The sequence below is a fragment of the Streptomyces sp. NBC_01012 genome, from assembly GCF_045162755.1.
GTDB lineage: Bacteria > Actinomycetota > Actinomycetes > Streptomycetales > Streptomycetaceae > Streptomyces.
This window is the reverse complement of sequence record NZ_CP108688.1, coordinates 1,928,894-1,946,297: the sequence shown is the minus strand read 5'-3', so window position 1 is coordinate 1,946,297 and position 17,404 is coordinate 1,928,894. Positions and strand designations below refer to the sequence as shown.

At 72.3% G+C, this 17,404-nt stretch carries 12 protein-coding genes; 6 read left to right on the top strand and 6 right to left on the bottom strand.

The features are described 5' to 3' along the window. Window positions 1–128: 128 nt before the first annotated feature. From OG623_RS08370 to OG623_RS08345, 6 genes are all read left to right on the top strand, one after another. Window positions 129–425, top strand: coding sequence for a DUF503 domain-containing protein (locus tag OG623_RS08370; RefSeq protein WP_406145593.1), 297 nt, complete (start codon window positions 129–131; stop codon window positions 423–425). Between the two features lie 25 nt (window positions 426–450). Next, window positions 451–903, top strand: coding sequence for a 30S ribosome-binding factor RbfA (rbfA, locus tag OG623_RS08365; protein ID WP_406145592.1), 453 nt, complete (start codon window positions 451–453; stop codon window positions 901–903). Next, window positions 900–1,841 (top strand): tRNA pseudouridine(55) synthase TruB, encoded by a 942-nt coding sequence (truB, locus tag OG623_RS08360; RefSeq protein WP_406145591.1) that lies wholly within the window; start codon window positions 900–902, stop codon window positions 1,839–1,841. The genes rbfA and truB overlap by 4 nt, the downstream gene beginning before the upstream one ends. Before the next feature lie 213 nt (window positions 1,842–2,054). Beyond that, window positions 2,055–5,606, top strand: a complete 3,552-nt coding sequence (locus tag OG623_RS08355; RefSeq protein WP_406145590.1) for a trypsin-like peptidase domain-containing protein — start codon at window positions 2,055–2,057, stop codon at window positions 5,604–5,606. A gap of 43 nt (window positions 5,607–5,649) precedes the next feature. Beyond that, the gene (locus tag OG623_RS08350) at window positions 5,650–6,603 is read left to right on the top strand and encodes a bifunctional riboflavin kinase/FAD synthetase (protein WP_406145589.1); all 954 of its coding nucleotides are present in this window, start codon (window positions 5,650–5,652) and stop codon (window positions 6,601–6,603) included. A 77-nt stretch (window positions 6,604–6,680) separates the two neighbouring features. Next, entirely contained in the window at window positions 6,681–7,787 is a 1,107-nt protein-coding gene (locus OG623_RS08345; protein WP_406145588.1) for an XdhC family protein, read from the top strand. A 39-nt stretch (window positions 7,788–7,826) separates the two neighbouring features. On the opposite strand, the gene OG623_RS08340 is transcribed toward OG623_RS08345, so the two are convergent. The 6 genes from OG623_RS08340 to OG623_RS08315 form a co-directional block, all read right to left on the bottom strand. After that, on the bottom strand, window positions 7,827–8,825 hold the full coding sequence (locus tag OG623_RS08340; protein WP_406145586.1) for an oligopeptide/dipeptide ABC transporter ATP-binding protein: 999 nt from the start codon (window positions 8,823–8,825) through the stop codon (window positions 7,827–7,829). After that, window positions 8,822–9,883, bottom strand: coding sequence for an ABC transporter ATP-binding protein (locus OG623_RS08335; RefSeq protein ID WP_406145585.1), 1,062 nt, complete (start codon window positions 9,881–9,883; stop codon window positions 8,822–8,824). The genes OG623_RS08340 and OG623_RS08335 overlap by 4 nt, the downstream gene beginning before the upstream one ends. Continuing rightward, window positions 9,880–10,800: an ABC transporter permease gene (locus OG623_RS08330; RefSeq protein WP_406145583.1), complete on the bottom strand. Its 921-nt coding sequence runs from the start codon at window positions 10,798–10,800 to the stop codon at window positions 9,880–9,882. The genes OG623_RS08335 and OG623_RS08330 overlap by 4 nt, the downstream gene beginning before the upstream one ends. Further along, window positions 10,797–11,888 (bottom strand): ABC transporter permease, encoded by a 1,092-nt coding sequence (locus OG623_RS08325; protein ID WP_406145581.1) that lies wholly within the window; start codon window positions 11,886–11,888, stop codon window positions 10,797–10,799. Before OG623_RS08325 ends, OG623_RS08330 begins: the two co-directional genes overlap by 4 nt. Window positions 11,889–11,891: 3 nt before the next feature. Beyond that, on the bottom strand, window positions 11,892–13,763 hold the full coding sequence (locus OG623_RS08320) for an ABC transporter substrate-binding protein (protein WP_406145579.1): 1,872 nt from the start codon (window positions 13,761–13,763) through the stop codon (window positions 11,892–11,894). Between the two features lie 241 nt (window positions 13,764–14,004). Continuing rightward, window positions 14,005–17,055, bottom strand: a complete 3,051-nt coding sequence (locus OG623_RS08315) for an SCO5717 family growth-regulating ATPase (protein WP_406145577.1) — start codon at window positions 17,053–17,055, stop codon at window positions 14,005–14,007. Window positions 17,056–17,404 lie beyond the last annotated feature (349 nt).

Here is a 17,404-nt window from a genome sequence, read left to right as displayed (position 1 = left end):
GTCGATCGGCCCCGGCTGTTGCGTGTACGGTTCGGGTGTCTCCGCCGAGTGAGGGCGGGGCACGGCTGTGCCGGCCCGGGGGCATCCCCGGGCACCCGAACCCGAACCGGCGGGATATCCGGACACACATGTACGTGGGGACGCTGTCCTTCGATCTGCTCCTCGGCGACGTACGGTCGCTGAAGGAGAAACGCTCCGTCGTCCGCCCGATCGTCGCCGAGATCCACCGCAAGTTCGGGGTGAGCGTGGCGGAGACGGACGGCCAGGACCTCTACCGCAGGGCCAGGATCGGCGTTGCCGTGGTCTCCGGGGACACCGGACACCTCACCGACGTACTCGACCGGTGCGAGCGCATGATCGCGGGCCGGCCCGAAGTGGAGCTGCTGTCCGTACGACGGCGGCTGCACAACGACGAAGACGATTGAGCACGTTCAGATAGGAGACGGACCAGTGGCCGACAACGCGCGGGCGAAGAAGCTGGCAGACCTCATCCAGGTGGTGGTCGCCGAGAAACTGCAGCGCGGTATCAAGGACCCGCGTCTGGGCACGCACGTGACCATCACGGACACCCGCGTCACCGGCGACCTGCGGGAGGCCACGGTCTTCTACACGGTCTACGGCGACGACGAGGAGCGGGCCAGCGCGGCCGCGGGCCTGGAGAGCGCCAAGGGCATCCTGCGCTCGGCGGTCGGCGCGGCGGCGGGGACGAAGTTCACCCCGACGCTGGCCTTCGTGGCCGACGCCCTGCCGGACAACGCCAAGGCGATCGAGGACCTGCTCGACCGGGCACGTGCCTCGGACGCCAAGGTCCGCGAGGCGTCCTCCGGTGCCACCTACGCCGGAGGCGCGGACCCGTACCGCAAGCCGGAGAACGAGAACGACGAGGACTCGCCTTCCGCATGACGCAGAACAAGCAGGACAAGCAGGACAAGCAGAACGAGCAGCAGAAGCGGGAGAAGACGCCGGACGGACTTGTCATCGTCGACAAGCCGTCCGGCTTCACTTCGCACGACGTCGTCGCCAAGATGCGCGGCATCGCCCGCACCCGGCGGGTCGGCCACGCCGGCACGCTGGACCCGATGGCGACCGGGGTCCTCGTCCTCGGCGTCGAGAGGGCGACCAAGCTGCTCGGTCATCTCGCGCTGACCGAGAAGGAGTACCTGGGGACCGTCCGGCTGGGCCAGGACACCGTCACCGATGACGCGGAGGGCGAGATCACCTCGTCCACCGACGCCTCGGGGGTCACCCGGGAGGGCATCGACGCCGGGGTCGCCGCGCTGAGCGGCGCGATCATGCAGGTGCCGTCCAAGGTCAGCGCCATCAAGATCGACGGCAAGCGGTCCTACGCCCGGGTGCGCGGCGGCGAGGAGTTCGAGATCCCGGCGCGTCCGGTGACCATCTCGTCCTTCCAGGTCCACGACGTCCGTGAGGCGGTCGCCGATGACGGCACCCCGGTGGTCGACCTGGTCGTCTCCGTCGTCTGCTCGTCGGGTACGTACATCCGCGCCCTGGCCCGCGACCTCGGTGCCGGGCTCGGCGTCGGCGGGCATCTGACCGCGCTGCGGCGCACCCGGGTCGGACCGTACGGCCTGGACGCGGCACGGACCCTCGACCAGCACCAGGAGGAGCTGACCGTGATGCCGGTGGCCGAGGCGGCCGCGTCGGCCTTCCCGCGCTGGGACGTGGACGACAGGCGCGCCAAGCTGCTGCTCAACGGCGTACGTCTCGACATGCCGGAGTATCCGCCGGGGCCGGTCGGCGTCTTCGGGCCCGACGGGGCGTTCCTCGTGCTCGTCGAGGAACAGAAGGGCAAGGCCAAGAGCCTCGCCGTCTTCGCCTGAGGCCTCCCGGCGGCCCAGACCCATCGTGGAGCGGGCAGCTCCCCCTCCGGCGCGTGCCCGCTCCACGATTCCCCTCCCCCTGAACATCTCTGTCCATCCGGACACGCCGATTCACCCCAATGGACGGGCGCTCGGAGTGACCGGGGGGTGCGAGGGGGGCGCTTTCGCCCCGCGCGTTACCGGTGCCGATCATCCGGGACCTAACGTCGGACCATGGGCAGCGGGGACCGGTCGAAACTTGTGAGTATCTGCGATGAGGCAGGCCGCCCGCGGGGAACCGGATTCGTCGCGGACGACCGGGGCACGGTCGTCACCAGCCATCAGGCCGTCGCGCGCTCCGCGCCCCTGACGCTGCGCTCCGCCGACGGCCGCAGCTGCCCCGTCGGCCCCGACGACATCACCGCGCTGCCCGCTCTGGGCCTCGCCCTGCTGCACACCGGCGACCCCGCGGCCCTGGGGGTGGAGCCGCTCCCCGTCGCCGTACGCGAGCAGATCGGCACGGGCGCCTATGTGCGGATCGCCGCCCATGGCTGGCGCGAGGCGCGGGTGCTGGGGACCACCCCCGCGACCTACACCGAGGGGGGACGCGACCACCCCGTCGGCGAGGCGCTGGAGCTCGCGCTCGGCACGGACGGGCGCGACGCGCTGCGCTCCGGCGGCGGGGCCGTCGGCGGACCGGTGACCGACCCGCTCACCGGGGCCGTCCTCGGCGTGCTCTCGACCGCGCTGAGCGCCGGGCGCGAGACCGCCGGACTCGCGGTACCGCTGGCCGTCCAGGACGCCCCCGCCCCGCTGGCCGAGGTGCTCCGGCGCAACGCGAGCGGCGTCCCCGGGTACGGCCGCGACCTCAACCTCGCCGGGGCGCTGCAGCTGACCGCCACCTCGCTCGGCCACGCCGACAGCCGGCCCTGCGGCACGGAGGCCGTCGAACGCCCCCACACCAGCGCGGAGTTCACGGCCTTCGAGGCGGGTACGGGTCCGGTGCTCGGGCTGGTGGGCGCCCCGGGGACCGGCCGCACCACGGAGCTCGCCGCCCTGGCCGCCCGCCGTGCCCGCGGGCCTGTGCCCGCCCTGACGCTCTGGCTGCGCGGAGCCGATCTGCTGGCCGACGACACCTCGGTCACCGACGCGATGACCAGGGCGCTGCGACGCTCGGGGCGGATCCTCACCGCTGCCGGGGCCAGGGGCGACATGGCGACCGCGACCCCCGAGCGGGTGGCCCGACTCGCCGCGGCCTCGGGGAACCCGCTCCTGGTCGTCGTGGACGGCCCCGAGGAGATGCCGCCGCTGCTGGCCCACCGGCTTCCCGGGTGGACCGCGGCGACGGCCGAGTGGCTGCCGGCCCACGATGTGCGGATGGCCGTCGCCTGCCGCCCCGAGCACTGGGAGACCGCCGGCGCGCTGTACCCGCCGGGCGCCCTGCACCGTCCGGAGCACCCGGCCGGCGGACTGCCGCCCGCCGTGCGGCTCGGTGACCTCACGGCGGAGCAGGCCGAGCGGGCGGCCGAGCGGTACGACATCCCGCCAGGCGCGCTCGCGCCCGGCCACGACCGGCATCCCCTCACGCTGCGCCTGCTGGCCGAGGTGCGCGCCGCGCTGCCCCCCGACGTGCCGGGCAGGCCCGGCACGGAAGAGGTCTTCGCCGCCCATCTGGACCTCACCTGCCTCCGGATCGCGGTCCGTATCGGGGCACAGGCCGAACCCACGCTCCGGGGCACGGCGGTGCGCAGGCTCGCGGCGAAGGTGGCCGGTCAGGTCCACGAGGCGGCCAGACGCTGCCTCGGCCCCGGGCAGGGCGAGCTGGACCGGGCCTCGTTCGAGGAGATCTTCCCCTGGCGCACCGGCTGGGCCTCGGCCGCGCTCACCGAGGGCCTGCTGGTCCCGGCGGGCGCGGGATACCGCTTCGGCCACGAGGAGCTCGGCGACTGGGTGCAGGGCGCACACCTCGACCTGGACGCCGCGCTGTACTCGCTGGTCCACCGCCGGCACGGCGCGTCCACGGATCCCGAACCCGCCCCGCGTGACCCGGCCGAACCCCGCAATCTCCCGGTGCCGCGCCACCGCATCGGCCCGGTGCTCCAGGCGATGCTGCTGCTGGAGCGGCGCCAGGGGCACGCGGCGCTGGCCCACCGGATGGCGGACCTCATCGAGGCGATGGACCGCCTGCCGCACGGCCCCGGGACTGACGAGGCCCTCACCGACGCCGGCTGGTGGGCGGCCCGTCTGCTCCGGGAGAGCCTGCTCAGGGTGCCCGACGCCCGGCCCTGCATCGGGGTGCTGCGCGTGCTCGCCGGGCGGATCACCCGGCGCTCCCTGTCCGGAGGCCGGGCCGCGCTCGGTCCCTACGCCGAATTCGGGCCCTGGTTCTGGCGCCGGATCCGGCTGCCCGAGGACGACCGGATCGACCTCCTGCGCCGCCTCCTGCCCGCCGACGGCGCCCCCCGCGCGGACGGTGGCGAGCGCTATCTGGACGCCGTGTCCCTGCGCCTCGCCACCCACCCCAGGACCGTCCAGCCGCTGCTGTGCCGCTGGTTCACCGACGAGAGCCCGCTGCCCGCGGGGGACGGCCCGCCGATGCGGCTCACCGTGGCCGCCGCCGCGCAGGCCCTCCTGTACGCCCGCCGGGACCTCGCCGTCGACGACCTGACCGAGGCGCTCGTCGACACCGTCCACCCGCGCGCCGCCGAACTGCTCACCACCCTCGCCGAGGACGATCCCACCGCCCTGTGCCGGGCCGTCGACCGGTGGGCGCGCGACGACGAGCGGCCCGAGCGCCGGGCCGCAGCCGCCGTCCACTCCGCGCTCGCCGCCGCCAGACCCCTCCGCGCCTCCGACCGTGCCCTGCTGCGCGGCGCGGCACTCACCCTGCTGGCCCGGCCGGACGACACGGCCCTGCACGCCCGGGCGCTCACCGTCCTCGTACGGGACCCGGACACCGGTGGCCGCCATCTGCCCGCGGCCCTGCGGCTCTTCGCGGCGGGGGACCCCCGGCTGCCGCTCGCCCTGCTCACCGAGGTGTTCCCCGAGCACCCCGAGCCGGTCCTCGAGGCGCTGCGCGCCCGTCTGTCGCTGCCCGGGGAGGCCGCCGCCGGTGTCCTGCGCGGGCTCGCGGCCCTGGACTCGCCCGCCCTGGCGCTGCACGCCCCCGGTCTCGTACGCCGCTACATCGACAGCCGTGACCGCCCGGGGGAGGACGCGGGGGAGCAGACCGCCGCCTATGTCGACCTCAGGCTGGAGCACAGCCCCGCCGCCCGCGCGCTCCTGCTGCCCCTCGTCACCGGGCTGCTGCGGGACCGCCCCGCGCCACCGCCGGTACGCGCCGCGCTGGCCCAGGTGCTCGCCGCCCGGGGGAGCGCGGCCTCACGGCCGCTGCGGGCCGAGCTGCTGGAGGTCCTGCTGGAGTTCGAGCAGGAGACAGGGCAGGACCCGCAGGTCCTCGAAGCCCTGCTGCGGGCTGCCGCCGAGGGCTCCGGCAGCCGCCCCGAAGCCCGTACCCGCGCCCTGGTGCACCGCACGGGGATGCTTCTCGTACGGACAGCCGAAGGGGCGGCACGCTTCGACCGTGGCCTGATCGAACTCGCCCGGGACGTGCCCGGATTCGCGGCCCTCGTCACCCGGTGGCTGGCGGACGCCCCGCAGGAGTGGGCCGCCCTGGTGGGCCCCGGTGCCCGGCGGACGATGGAGGAGCCCGACGGTTCGGCGCCCGGGATCCCGGTGCCGATGCAGGCCGTGGAACGCGAGCATGGCAGTCTTAGACCTGCGTAATGGACATACACACGTACACAGGTTCGGGCGAGGAGCGGTCACAGTGCACTGCTGGCGTGGTTTGGAGGACATCCCTGAGGGCTGGGGGCGCAGTGTCGTCACCATCGGCTCCTACGACGGGGTGCACCGCGGACACCAGCTGATCATCGGCCGTGCCGTGGAGCGGGCGCGCGAGCTGGGCGTACCCTCCGTCGTCGTCACCTTCGACCCGCACCCCAGCGAGGTCGTCCGCCCCGGCACCCATCCGCCGCTGCTCGCCCCGCACCAGAGGCGCGCCGAGCTGATGGCGGGACTGGGGGTGGACGCGGTGCTGATCCTGCCGTTCACCGCCGAGTTCTCGAAGCTCTCGCCCGTGGACTTCGTCGAGAAGGTGCTCGTCGACAGGCTGCACGCGAAGCTCGTCATCGAAGGCCCGAACTTCCGTTTCGGACACCGGGCCGCCGGCAATGTCACCTTCCTCGCCGAGCTCGGTCCGACCCATGACTTCCAGGTCGAGGTCATCGACCTCTATGTGACCGGTGACGCGGGCGGCGGCGAGCCGTTCTCCTCCACGCTCACCCGCCGGCTGATCGCCGAGGGTGACGTCGAGGGGGCGGCGGAGATCCTCGGCCGTCCGCACCGTGTCGAAGGCGTCGTGGTGCGCGGCGCGCAGCGGGGCCGCGAGCTCGGCTTCCCCACAGCGAACGTGGAGACCCTGCCGCACACCGCGATCCCCGCCGACGGCGTCTACGCCGGCTGGCTCACGGTGAACGGCGAGGCGATGCCCGCGGCGATCTCCGTGGGCACCAACCCGCAGTTCGACGGCACCGAGCGCACCGTCGAGGCGTACGCGATCGACCGTGTCGGCCTCGACCTCTACGGGCTGCACGTGGCCGTGGACTTCCTCGCCTACGTACGCGGCATGCTGAAGTTCGACTCGATCGACGACCTGCTCCTGGCGATGGCCGCCGATGTGAAGCGGTCCAGCGAACTGATCGCGGCGCACACGGAGGCCTGACGCCTTCCTGTGGTGCGGGCGCCCGCCCCGGGGCATGGTCGGGGGCAGGAGCCGTCGAGCCGGGAGGACGTCCACACATGCGCGAACTGCTGTCGGAACTGCGCGACTGGCACACCGCCGGTACCCCCTTCGCCCTGGCCACCGTCGTCGCCGTACGGGGAAGCGCGCCGCGTGACCCCGGCGCCGTCATGGCGGTGACCGCCACGGGCGCGGTGGCGGGCAGCGTCTCCGGCGGGTGCGTGGAGAGCGATGTGTACGAGACCGCCACCGAGACGCTCACCACGGGCCGTACACAGCTGCGGACCTACGGCATCAGCGACGACGAGGCCTTCGGCACCGGACTGACCTGCGGCGGCACGATCGACGTCCTGGTCCGGCCCTTCGTGGACGCGGCCGACCGGGACGCGCTGCGGGAGCTCGTCGACACCATCGCCGCCGGGGAACCCGTCGCGCTCGCCACCGTGGTGTCCGGAGCCGCGCCGGCCGGCGCCCGGCTGATGGTCCTGGCCGACCGCGTCGGCGGATCGCTCGGCGACGCGGGTCTCGACGCGGCCGTCACCGACGACGCACGCGGGCTGCTCGCCCAGGGAGCGACCGCCGGCACCCGGTACGGCGCGCACGGCGAGCGCCGCATGCAGGACGTCACCGTCTTCGTCCAGACCTATGCCCCCGCGCCCCGCATGCTCGTCTTCGGCGCCATCGACCACGCGGCGGCCACGGCGAGGATCGGGACCTTCCTCGGCTACCGGGTGACGGTGTGCGACGCCCGCCCGGCCTTCGCCACCCGTGAGCGCTTCCCCACGGCCGACGAGGTCGTCTGCGCCTGGCCGCACACCTACCTCGAATCGACCCCGGTGGACGCCCGCACCGTCCTGTGCGTCCTGACCCACGACCCGAAGTTCGATGTGCCGCTGCTCGCCGCCGCGCTGCGCACACCCGCCGCGTACATCGGTGTCATGGGCAGCAGACGCACCCACGCCGACCGGGTCGCCCGGCTGCGGGAGGCGGGGGTGGACGAGGCGGAACTGACCCGCCTCGCCTCACCCGTCGGCCTCGACCTCGGAGCCCGTACGCCGGAGGAGACGGCCGTCTCCATCGCCGCCGAGATCATCCAGCACCGCTGGGGCGGCACGGGCCGCCCGCTGGGCGAGCTGGCAGGAACGATCCACCACCCCGGCCCCTAGGGTCTGTCGTCAAACTGCCGACAGACCCTAGGACAGCCCTCAGGCTGTCACCTGCTCCGCCGCCGCCCAGTGGCACGCGACCTGGGTGCTGCCGCCCCCGCCCAGCACAGGCAGCTCCTTCGTACGGCAGGCATCCGCGACACCCGCGCGCTCCGCCTCACCCGAGGCCAGGACCTGGCACCGGACATGGAAGCGGCAGCCGGACGGGACCTTCGAGGGGTCCGGCGGCTCGCCCGCAAGCAGCACAGGATCGCCGTCCGCCTCCGGCAGCACGGACAGCAGCGCCCGGGTGTACGGGTGCCGGGGCGCCGTCAGGATCTGCTCGACGTCACCCGTCTCCACGATCCGGCCGAGATACATCACCGCCACCCGGTCCGCGATGTTCCACGCGAGCCCCAGGTCATGCGTCACCACCAGGGCCGACAGGCCCAGTTCGGTACGCAGCCGCAGCAGCAGGGCCAGGATCTCGCCGCGCACCGAGGCGTCCAGCGAGGCCACGGGCTCGTCCGCGACGATCAGCTCGGGTTCCAGGACCAACGCGCCCGCGATCACGACCCGCTGGCGCTGACCGCCGGACAGCTCGTGCGGATACCGCAGGAAGAAGCGCTCCGGAGGCCGCAGCCCCGCGCGCGCCATCGCCCCGGCCACGGCCTCCCGCTCGTCGCCCGCGTAACCGTGGATGCGCAGACCCTCCGCCACCGCGTCGTACACCGTGTGGCGCGGGTTGAGGGAGCCGCTGGGGTCCTGGAGCACCAGCTGCACCCGCTTGCGGTACGCCTTGAGCGCCCGGCCCGTGTAGTCGAGCGGCTCGCCGCCGAACGTGACACGGCCGGCCGTGGGCGGCACCAGGCCCAGCAGTGACCGTGCCAGTGTCGTCTTCCCGCAGCCCGATTCACCGACCAGGGCGACGATCTCACCGGGACGGATGTCGAGGTCGACCCCGTCGACGGCCCGCGCGGTCGCCGCCCCGCGCCGGCCGGGGAACGCGACCTCAAGTGCCTCGGCGCTGAGCAGCGGGGCCGGGGGAGTGGTCGTCATGAGGTGCTCCTCGCTTCCTCGGTACCGCCGTGCGGATCGGCCGGGGCGGTCGCTTCGGGTTCCACCAGCACACAGGCGGCCCGCCGGGAGCGCCCGGCCGGCCGCAGCTCCTGGTCCTCGGTGGCGCAGGAGTCGAGCGCGGCCGTGCAGCGCGGATGGAACGTACAGCCCGACGGCAGCGCCGAGGGGTCCGGGGGGTCGCCGGGCAGGCCGCGCGGCGCGTGGCGCGACGCGAGGTCCCCGATACGGGGGAACGCGGCCGAGAGCGCGCTGCTGTAGGGGTGCCTGGCGCCCTCGTACACCTGCTTGGCGGGGCCCTCCTCGACGATCCGGCCGGCGTACATCACCGACAGCCGGTCGCAGGTGTCGGAGAGCACCGCCAGATCGTGGCTGATCATGATCAGGCCGAGGTCCTGCTCGCTGACGAGCTGTTCGATCAGCCGCAGGATCTGCGCCTGGATCATCACGTCGAGCGCGGTGGTGGGCTCGTCCGCGATGATCAGCCGTGGGTCGCAGGCCAGGGCCATGGCGATCATCACGCGCTGACGCTGACCGCCGGACAGCTCGTGCGGATAGGCGTCCGCACGGGCGGCCGGCAGACCGACCTGTTCCAGCAGCTCACCCGCGCGGCCGCGTGCGGCGGCCGGGGTCGTCCTGCTGTGCAGCAGGATCGGTTCGGCGATCTGGTCCCCGATGCGGTGCACGGCGTTCAGCGAGTGCATCGCGCCCTGGAAGACGATCGAGGCCCCCGCCCAGCGCACGGCGCGCAGCCGGCCCCACTTCATGGTGAGGATGTCCTCGCCGTCCAGCAGGATCTCGCCGCTCAGGGACGCGGACGCGGGCAGCAGCCGCAGCAGGGCGAGTGCCAGCGTCGACTTGCCGCAGCCTGACTCCCCGGCGATGCCCAGCTTCTGGCCGGCCTCGACCTTCAGATCGACGCCCCGTACGGCGGGGACGGCCGAGGCCCCGCTGCCGTAGGTGACATGCAGATTCCGGACGTCGAGCAACGGCTGCCCGGTCTCCGGCTTCGGAACGCTCTCGGTCTTCACGGCGGTCAACGGGACACCCCCAGCTTGGGGTTGAGCACGGACTCGATGGTGCGGCCGCACAGCGTGAACGCGAGTGCGACGACCGCGATGGCGAGTCCGGGCGGAGCGAGATACCACCAGTTGCCGGAGCTGACAGCCCCGGCCTCACGGGCGTCCTGGAGGAGCCCGCCCCAGGAGACGATCGTGGGATCGCCCAGCCCGAGGAAGGCGAGGGTCGCCTCGGTGAGGATGGCGGTGGAGATCACCAGCGTGGTCTGCGCGAGCACCAGGGGCATCACGTTGGGCAGCACATGGCGGGACATGATGTGGCCGTGTCCGCCCCCGAGCGCCTTGGACCGCTCGATGTACGGACGCGACTCCACGGACAGAGTCTGCGCACGCACCAGGCGCGCGGTCGTCGGCCACGTCGTCACGCCGATGGCGAGGATCGTCGTCCACAGGGACCGCGAGAGCACGGTGGCCAGCGCGATGGCGAGCACCAGCGTCGGCATCACCAGGAACCAGTCCGTGATCCGCATGATGACGGTGCCGTACCAGCCCTTGAAGTGGCCGGCCGTGATGCCCACCAGGGTCCCGATGGCCACCGAGAGGAACGCGGCGAGCAGCCCCACGGTCAGCGAGACCCGTGTCCCCCACACCAGAAGGGCGAGCAGGCTGCGGCCGAACTGGTCGGTGCCCAGGGGGAACTCCGCACTCGGTGCCTCCAGCGGGCCGCCCGGTGCGGCGGTGACGCTCTGCGAGTCCGCGCCCACCAGCAGCGGGGCGGCCAGCGCGGTCAGGGCGATCAGCGCGAGCACGGCCAGGCCCACGAGGCCGGTCCGGTGTCCGCGGTACTGGCGCCAGAAGCGGGCCGCGGCCTGCCGCCGGCGGGCCCAGGTCAGCGCGCGCGGGCCGATGGCGGGCGCGGCGTCGGTCGTGGTCGTCATCGGCCCACCCGGGGATCGAGGAGCGGATAGATCACATCGGCGAGCGTGTTCATCAGGATCACCGCGGCGGCGAAGATGAAGAACAGCGCCTGCACCAGTGGCAGATCGGGCACGCTCAGCGCCTGGTAGAAGAGCCCGCCGAGGCCGGGCCAGGAGAACACCGTCTCCACCAGGATGGCACCGGCCACCGTGTTGCCCAGATTGACGAAGAGCAGCGTCACCGTGGGCAGCATCGCGTTCGGAACGGCGTGCCTGCGGCGTACGAGGTCGTCGCGGAGCCCCTTCGCACGGGCCGTCGTCAGATAGTCGCTGCCCATCTCGTCGAGCAGCGACGACCGCATCACCAGCAGGGTGCGCGCGTACTCCACGGCGACGAGGGTGACGACCGGCAGCACGAGGTGGTGGGCCACGTCGATGACATGGGCGAAGCCGCTCTCGCCGCCGGACTCCATGCCTCCCGTCGGGAAGAGACCGGGAACGGGCCCGAAACCGACCGACAGCGTGATGATCAGGAGCAGCCCGAGCCAGAAGGAGGGCACCGAGTACAGCGTCAGCGCGAAGGCCGTGTGGAAGCGGTCGCCCGCCGAGCCGTTGCGCCAGGCGGACCTGGCGCCCAGCCAGATCCCGATCGCCGTGTAGATCACGAACGCGGTGCCGGTGAGCAACAGCGTCGCGGGCAGCGCCTCCGCGATCTTGTCCATGACGGGCGCGTGGAACTGGTACGACGTGCCGAAGTCCCCGGTCAGGGCCTTGCCACAGTATTCGGTGAACTGCTGCCAGAGCGGCAGGTCCAGACCGAATTCCTTACGCATCGCAGCGATCTGCTCGGTCGACACCTGCCGGCCGCCGGTCATGTGCTTGACCGGGTCGCCGGGGATCAGCCGGAACAGGAAGAAGCTGGTGACGAGCACGGCGAACAGCGAGACGGCCGCACCGGCCAGCTTGCCCGCCGCATAGCGGAGATACGCGGTCGTGCTGCGGGCACGAGGACTGCGGGCCGACGGCCCGGCCGGAGCCGGACCGTCGGTCTGCACAGCGTCCACGCCCGCCGCGCCCTGCCCGAGCGCGGGAGTGCTTTCTGTGCTCATGGACTATTCACGGTCTTCCGCGGTGGAACGACGACGCATGGCGAACAGCAGCCCGCCACCGGCGAGGACGACTACAGCGATTCCGACACCGATGAGGACTCCGGTGGAGCTGCCGCTGTCGCCGGACGAACCGTCCGACGCACCGGCGGCCGGGACCGCCGACCACCAGCTCCAGTAACCGTCCTGACCGTAGATGTTGCCCGCGTCCGACGGCATCGTCGTGAGGGACTCGATCTGGTCGGTGCGGTAGGCCTCGACGGCATTGGGGTACGCCATGACATTCATGTACCCCGTGTCGTACAGCCGCGACTCCATCTGCTTCACGAGGTCGGCCCGTTTGGCGGGGTCGTATTCGGCCAGCTGCTTCGCGTACAGCTCGTCGTACTGCTTGTCGCACATGAAGTTGTCGGTCGCCGCCGTCTGCTTCGCCTTGGTCGGGAGCGCGGCGCAGGTGTGGATCGACATGACGAAGTCGGGGTCCGGGTTGACGGACCAGCCGTCGAAGGCGAGGTCGTACTCACCGGCGAACCAGGGGTCGGAGACGTTGTCGCGACAGTCGACCTTGAGACCGATGCCGAGCTCGCCCCACCACTCCTTGAGGTACTTGCCGACCGCCTTGTCGTTGGGGTCCGTGGCGTGGCACAGGATGCGCAGGTCGAGCGGCTTGCCGTCCTTGCCGGTCCGCTTGCCCGAGCCGTCCTTCTTGTACCCCGCCTCGTCGAGGAGGGCGCCGGCCTTCGCCGGGTCGTAGTCGACCTTCTGCCCGGCCTGCGGCTCCCAGAAGTACGAGTCGAAGCGCGGCGGGATGTAGCCCGCGCCCTCCACGGCGTACCCCTGGAAGACCTTGTCGATGATGGTGGAGCGGTCCACGGACATGAACAGCGCCTTACGGACCTTCTCGTCCTGAAGCGCGGGGTTCGCGTCGCCGAACTTCTTGCCGTCCTTGGTCCGCGAACCCGGGTTGACGGCCAGCGCGTAGAAGCGGCGCCCCGGGGCGTCGTTCACCTTGATGTTCTCCGCCGACTTCAGCGAGGCGGCCTGGGCGGGGGTCAGGCTGGGGCTTCCGGCGACGAAGGAAACTTCACCCTTTCGGAGGGCGGCGACCGCCGCGTCCTGGTCCTTGTAGTAGCGGAAGACGATCTCGTCGAACTTGGGCGAGCCCCGCCAGAAGTCCTTGTTGGCCTTCAGCTTCACATAGCTGTCGACCTTGTAGTCCGTCAGGATGAAGGGCCCGTTGCCGACGACCGGGAACTTCGTGTCGTTGTTGAACTTCGAGAGGTCGCCGGCCTTCTCCCAGACGTGCTTGGGGACGATCGGGATGTCCAGCGCCGTCATCGTGGCCTGAGGCTTCTTCAGCTCTATGACCAGCTTGTCCGCGCTGGGTGCCGTCACCTTCTTGAAGTTGGAGACGAAACTGCCGTTGGCGGTGGCCGCACCCTCGTCGGTCATCATCTTGTTGAAGGTCCACGCCGCGTCCTCGGCGGTGGCCTGCTCCCCGTCCGACCACTTCGAGTCGGACCGGATGGTGTACGTCCAGGTCAGCTTGTCCGCCGAGGTCTCCCACTCCTTGGCGAGCCCGGGGATCGCGTGGTTGTCCTTGGCGTCGTAGTTGGTCAGGAAGTCATACATCAGCCGGCTGACGCTGGTGGAGACCAGCCGCTGCGCGAGGAACGGGCTCAGGGAGTCGACGCTCTGCGCGACCGCGACCGTGAGGGTCGACTTGCCGTCGGCCGCCTGCGCCTGAGGGGCGGGGCCGAACGGGTTTCCGGGGACGACCGAACCGGCGGCCAGCGCCAGGGCGGCGGCTCCGGAGGCGAGAAGAACGCGCAGACGGCCGCGTGGGCGGGAGGAGCGTGGTGAGATTCTTGTGACCATGGACGTGGACCTCGCGTCATGACTCGCATGGTGAAGGCGGGCAGATCTCTGGTTCGCCAGTTGGTGAAGCGAAGGTTTATCAGCGGCGGTCGAGTCGCGTCAACGGTCCGCCAAACCGCGTGTGGTCTGCGGGAATACGACGAGGGCCCGCACCGTGCGAACGGTGCGGGCCCTCATTGGTTTAGACCTCTTTGGCCTTGCTGCTGCGTGACGACTGGCTCACTGCCGTCTCATCGCCGCCTCATTGCTGAGGCGCCGGCGGCGGCTGCGGGGGGTGCTGTTGCCATCCCGCGGGCGGAACGGGGCCCTGCAGTCCGGGCCCTCCGGACTGATGTGCCTGGCCATCGTGTTGCGCGGGCGGTGCGGGCGGTCCCGCCTGACCGCCGCCGGGCTGAGCCTGGGCGGGCGGCGGCTGCTGCTGCCAGCTGTTGTCCTGCGCACCGGGACCCGGGGGCGGCGGGTAGCCCTGCTGCGGCGCGGCGGCCTGCTGGGGCGGCTGCTGCTGCCCGCCGTAGGGCTGCTGCGGCGGATACGGCTGCTGCGGTTGTCCCGGATACGGCTGTCCCGGGTACGGCTGTCCGGGATACGGCTGGCCCGGGTACGGCTGACCGGGCTGCTGCGGTGCGTACGGCTGCTGACCGGGCATCGGCTGGCCGGGCGCCTGCTGGCCCGGCATCGGCGGGGCGAACTGCGGCGGCGGACTCCCGCCCTCCGCCGTCCACAGCCCCTGCTGCTGCTGGGCCCGCTGGAAGTCCTCCGCGACGAGCGCGGAGAGATTGAAATAGGCCTCGCGGGTCTTCGGGCGCATCATGTCGAGGTCCACCTCGGCGCCCGCCGACAGATGCTCGTCGAACGGCACGACCACGACACCGCGGCAGCGGGTCTCGAAGTGCTGCACGATGTCGTCGATCTTGATCATCTTCCCGGTCTCGCGGACACCGGAGATGACGGTCAGGGAGCGCTGCACCAAGTCCGCGTACCCGTGCGCCGACAGCCAGTCCAGCGTGGTGGACGCGCTGGAGGCGCCGTCGACGGACGGCGTCGAGATGATGATCAACTGGTCGGCGAGGTCCAGCACCCCACGCATCGCGCTGTAGAGCAGGCCGGTGCCCGAGTCGGTGAGGATGATCGGGTACTGCTTGCCCAGGATGTCGATCGCCCGGCGGTAGTCCTCGTCGTTGAACGTCGTGGAGACCGCCGGGTCCACGTCGTTGGCGAGGATCTCCAGACCGGAGGGCGCCTGCGAGGTGAACCGGCGGATGTCCATGTACGAGTTGAGGTACGGGATCGCCTGGACCAGGTCGCGGATGGTCGCCCCGGTCTCCCGGCGCACCCGCCGGCCCAGCGTGCCGGCGTCCGGGTTGGCGTCGATGGCGAGGATCTTGTCCTGCCGCTCGGTGGCCAGGGTCGAACCGAGCGCCGTGGTGGTCGTGGTCTTGCCGACGCCGCCCTTGAGGCTGATGACCGCGATCCGGTAGCAGGAAAGCACCGGCGTACGGATCAGCTCCAGCTTGCGCTGCCGCTCGGCCTCCTCCTTCTTCCCGCCCAGCTTGAAGCGGGAGGCGCCGGACGGGTTGCGGCTGCTCTTGGCCTTCTGCTTGCCGCGTACCAGGCGGTCGGACGACAGCTCCACGGCGGCGGTGTAGCCCAGCGGGGCGCCCGGTACGGAGCGCTCGCGCTGGTCATGGGTGACCGGCGTCGGCCAGGCTGACCCGGTGCGCGGGTCGACGGGCGGGGCCTGGGGCGCGGGCTGCTGCTGGTAGGCCTCGGGCTGTTGCTGTTGCTGCTGGGCGGGCAGGTTCGGCGTGCCGGGGGCCGGCTGCTGGGGGACCTGCGGGGGCAGCGGAGCTCCCGGCTGCGGCTGTGCGGGGTACTGCGGGGGCTGTCCGGCCTGGGGAGCCGGGAACCCGTAACCACCCTGGGGCTGGGGCTGGGGCTGGGGCTGGGGCTGGGGCTGCGCGGCCGGCGGCAGCTGAGGAGTGCCCTGAGCCGGGAACGGCTGCTGCGGTGCCTGCTGTGCTGCCTGCTGCGGGAAGCCGTAACCGCCCTGCGGGGCGGGCGCGTTGGGCTGTACCGGCGGCTGGGGCGCCGCAGGGGAGGGCTGCGCGGGCGGGGGCGTCCCCGGAGGTGTCTGCGGGAATCCGTAGCCGCCTGCCGCCCCGGCGGGCGGAGCGGGCTGCTGTGCGGGCCACTGGGGCGCGGGTTGCGGAGCGCCGGGCTGTGGCGCGGCCGGCTGGAAGGCGGGCGGCAGCGGGGGCAGGGCGCCCTGCGCGGGCGGCGCCGGCGACCAGGGGGCGGGCATGTTCGACGGCGGGGCGGCCTGGGGCGTACCGGCAGGCGGTGCTTCGGCGGGCGGTGCGTCGGAAGGTGACGCGCCATCGAACGGTGTACCCGCCGGCGGTGTGTCCTGGGGCTCCGCGTCGGTCACGGAGTCGTCCGTGGACTCGTCGGCCTGCTGGTCGGCCTGCTCGTCGTCCGCCTCCGGGGCGCCGGTCCCGGCCGCGTGCTCTCGGTCCTCGCGGGACTCCTCGGCCCCCCGGGACGCCGGGGCATTCCCCTGCTCGTCCGTATCTGTATCCGCATCCGCGTCCTCATCCACATCGGCACCGATCCGACCGGCCGGATCCGTGCCATCGGGATCGGAGGAGGCGGCGGAAGATGCGAACTCGGGGGACTCAGGTGACTTGGGGGACTCGGAGGACTCAAGGGAGTCGGGACCTTCGGGTGAATCGGCGGAACCGGACACCGTGGACGCGGCATCGCTGCCGGTGTCGGCGCCCCCGCCCGCCTTGGCCGCCTCGCGCTCGGCGATCTCCCGCTTCAGCGAGGCCGGAGAGAAGCGCATGGTGGCGCCGCTCTCCACATCACCGCCCCCGAACGGATCGGCCGCGCCACCCGTGGAGCCGGACTCGTCCGAGCCCGTCGCAGGGAAAGCCGGAGCCGATGCCGGGGGAGTGGGCTGATAGGAAGGTGAGGGCGGCTCCGACGAGGCGGCGGACGCCGCTTCGGAGGACGCTTCGGACGGCGCGGCCGGAGCCGGAGGCCGCCCCGGCTCGAATCCGCCGGAAGCCGGCAGCCCCGGTACGGACACCGGCGCCCCCTGCGGCGGCGGAGGCGGTGCCAGGTGTGACCCTGTTCCTCCCGAGGAGTCGCCCGACGCGTTCTGCGTGTACCAGGCGGGAGGGGTGTAGTCGATGGTGAACTCACCCGTCATCTCGGCGGGATCCGCGTCGGACGACTCGTCGACGGGTGTGTTCCATCCCCCGCTGATCTCGTCCCGATCGCCGTTCACTTTGCCTCCTGGTGTGGTCGAGCACCCTTGTGCCGTGGTGGGTGGGGGCGACCGTTCCCGTTTTGTCCGGTCCGCCCGGCTCTCCCCCTTGTCGACGCGCAGTGCCTGCCCGCAGGTTCCTCTGCCGCGCCTACACCCACCCTAATCGCCATGGGGCGGACTACGGCAGGGCGTATCGCTCACCGGCAACTGCCCCTGGGATCGGCTGCGGCCCAGGGGCAGGCCGAGTGCGGCAGAACGTAAGGGAACGGGCGAATTGTCGTGCACGGGGACGTGCCGGAACACGGAGAAGGGGCGGCCGTCCCCGACAGCCGCCCCCACGTCGTGCCTGGTAACACCGCGCCAATAG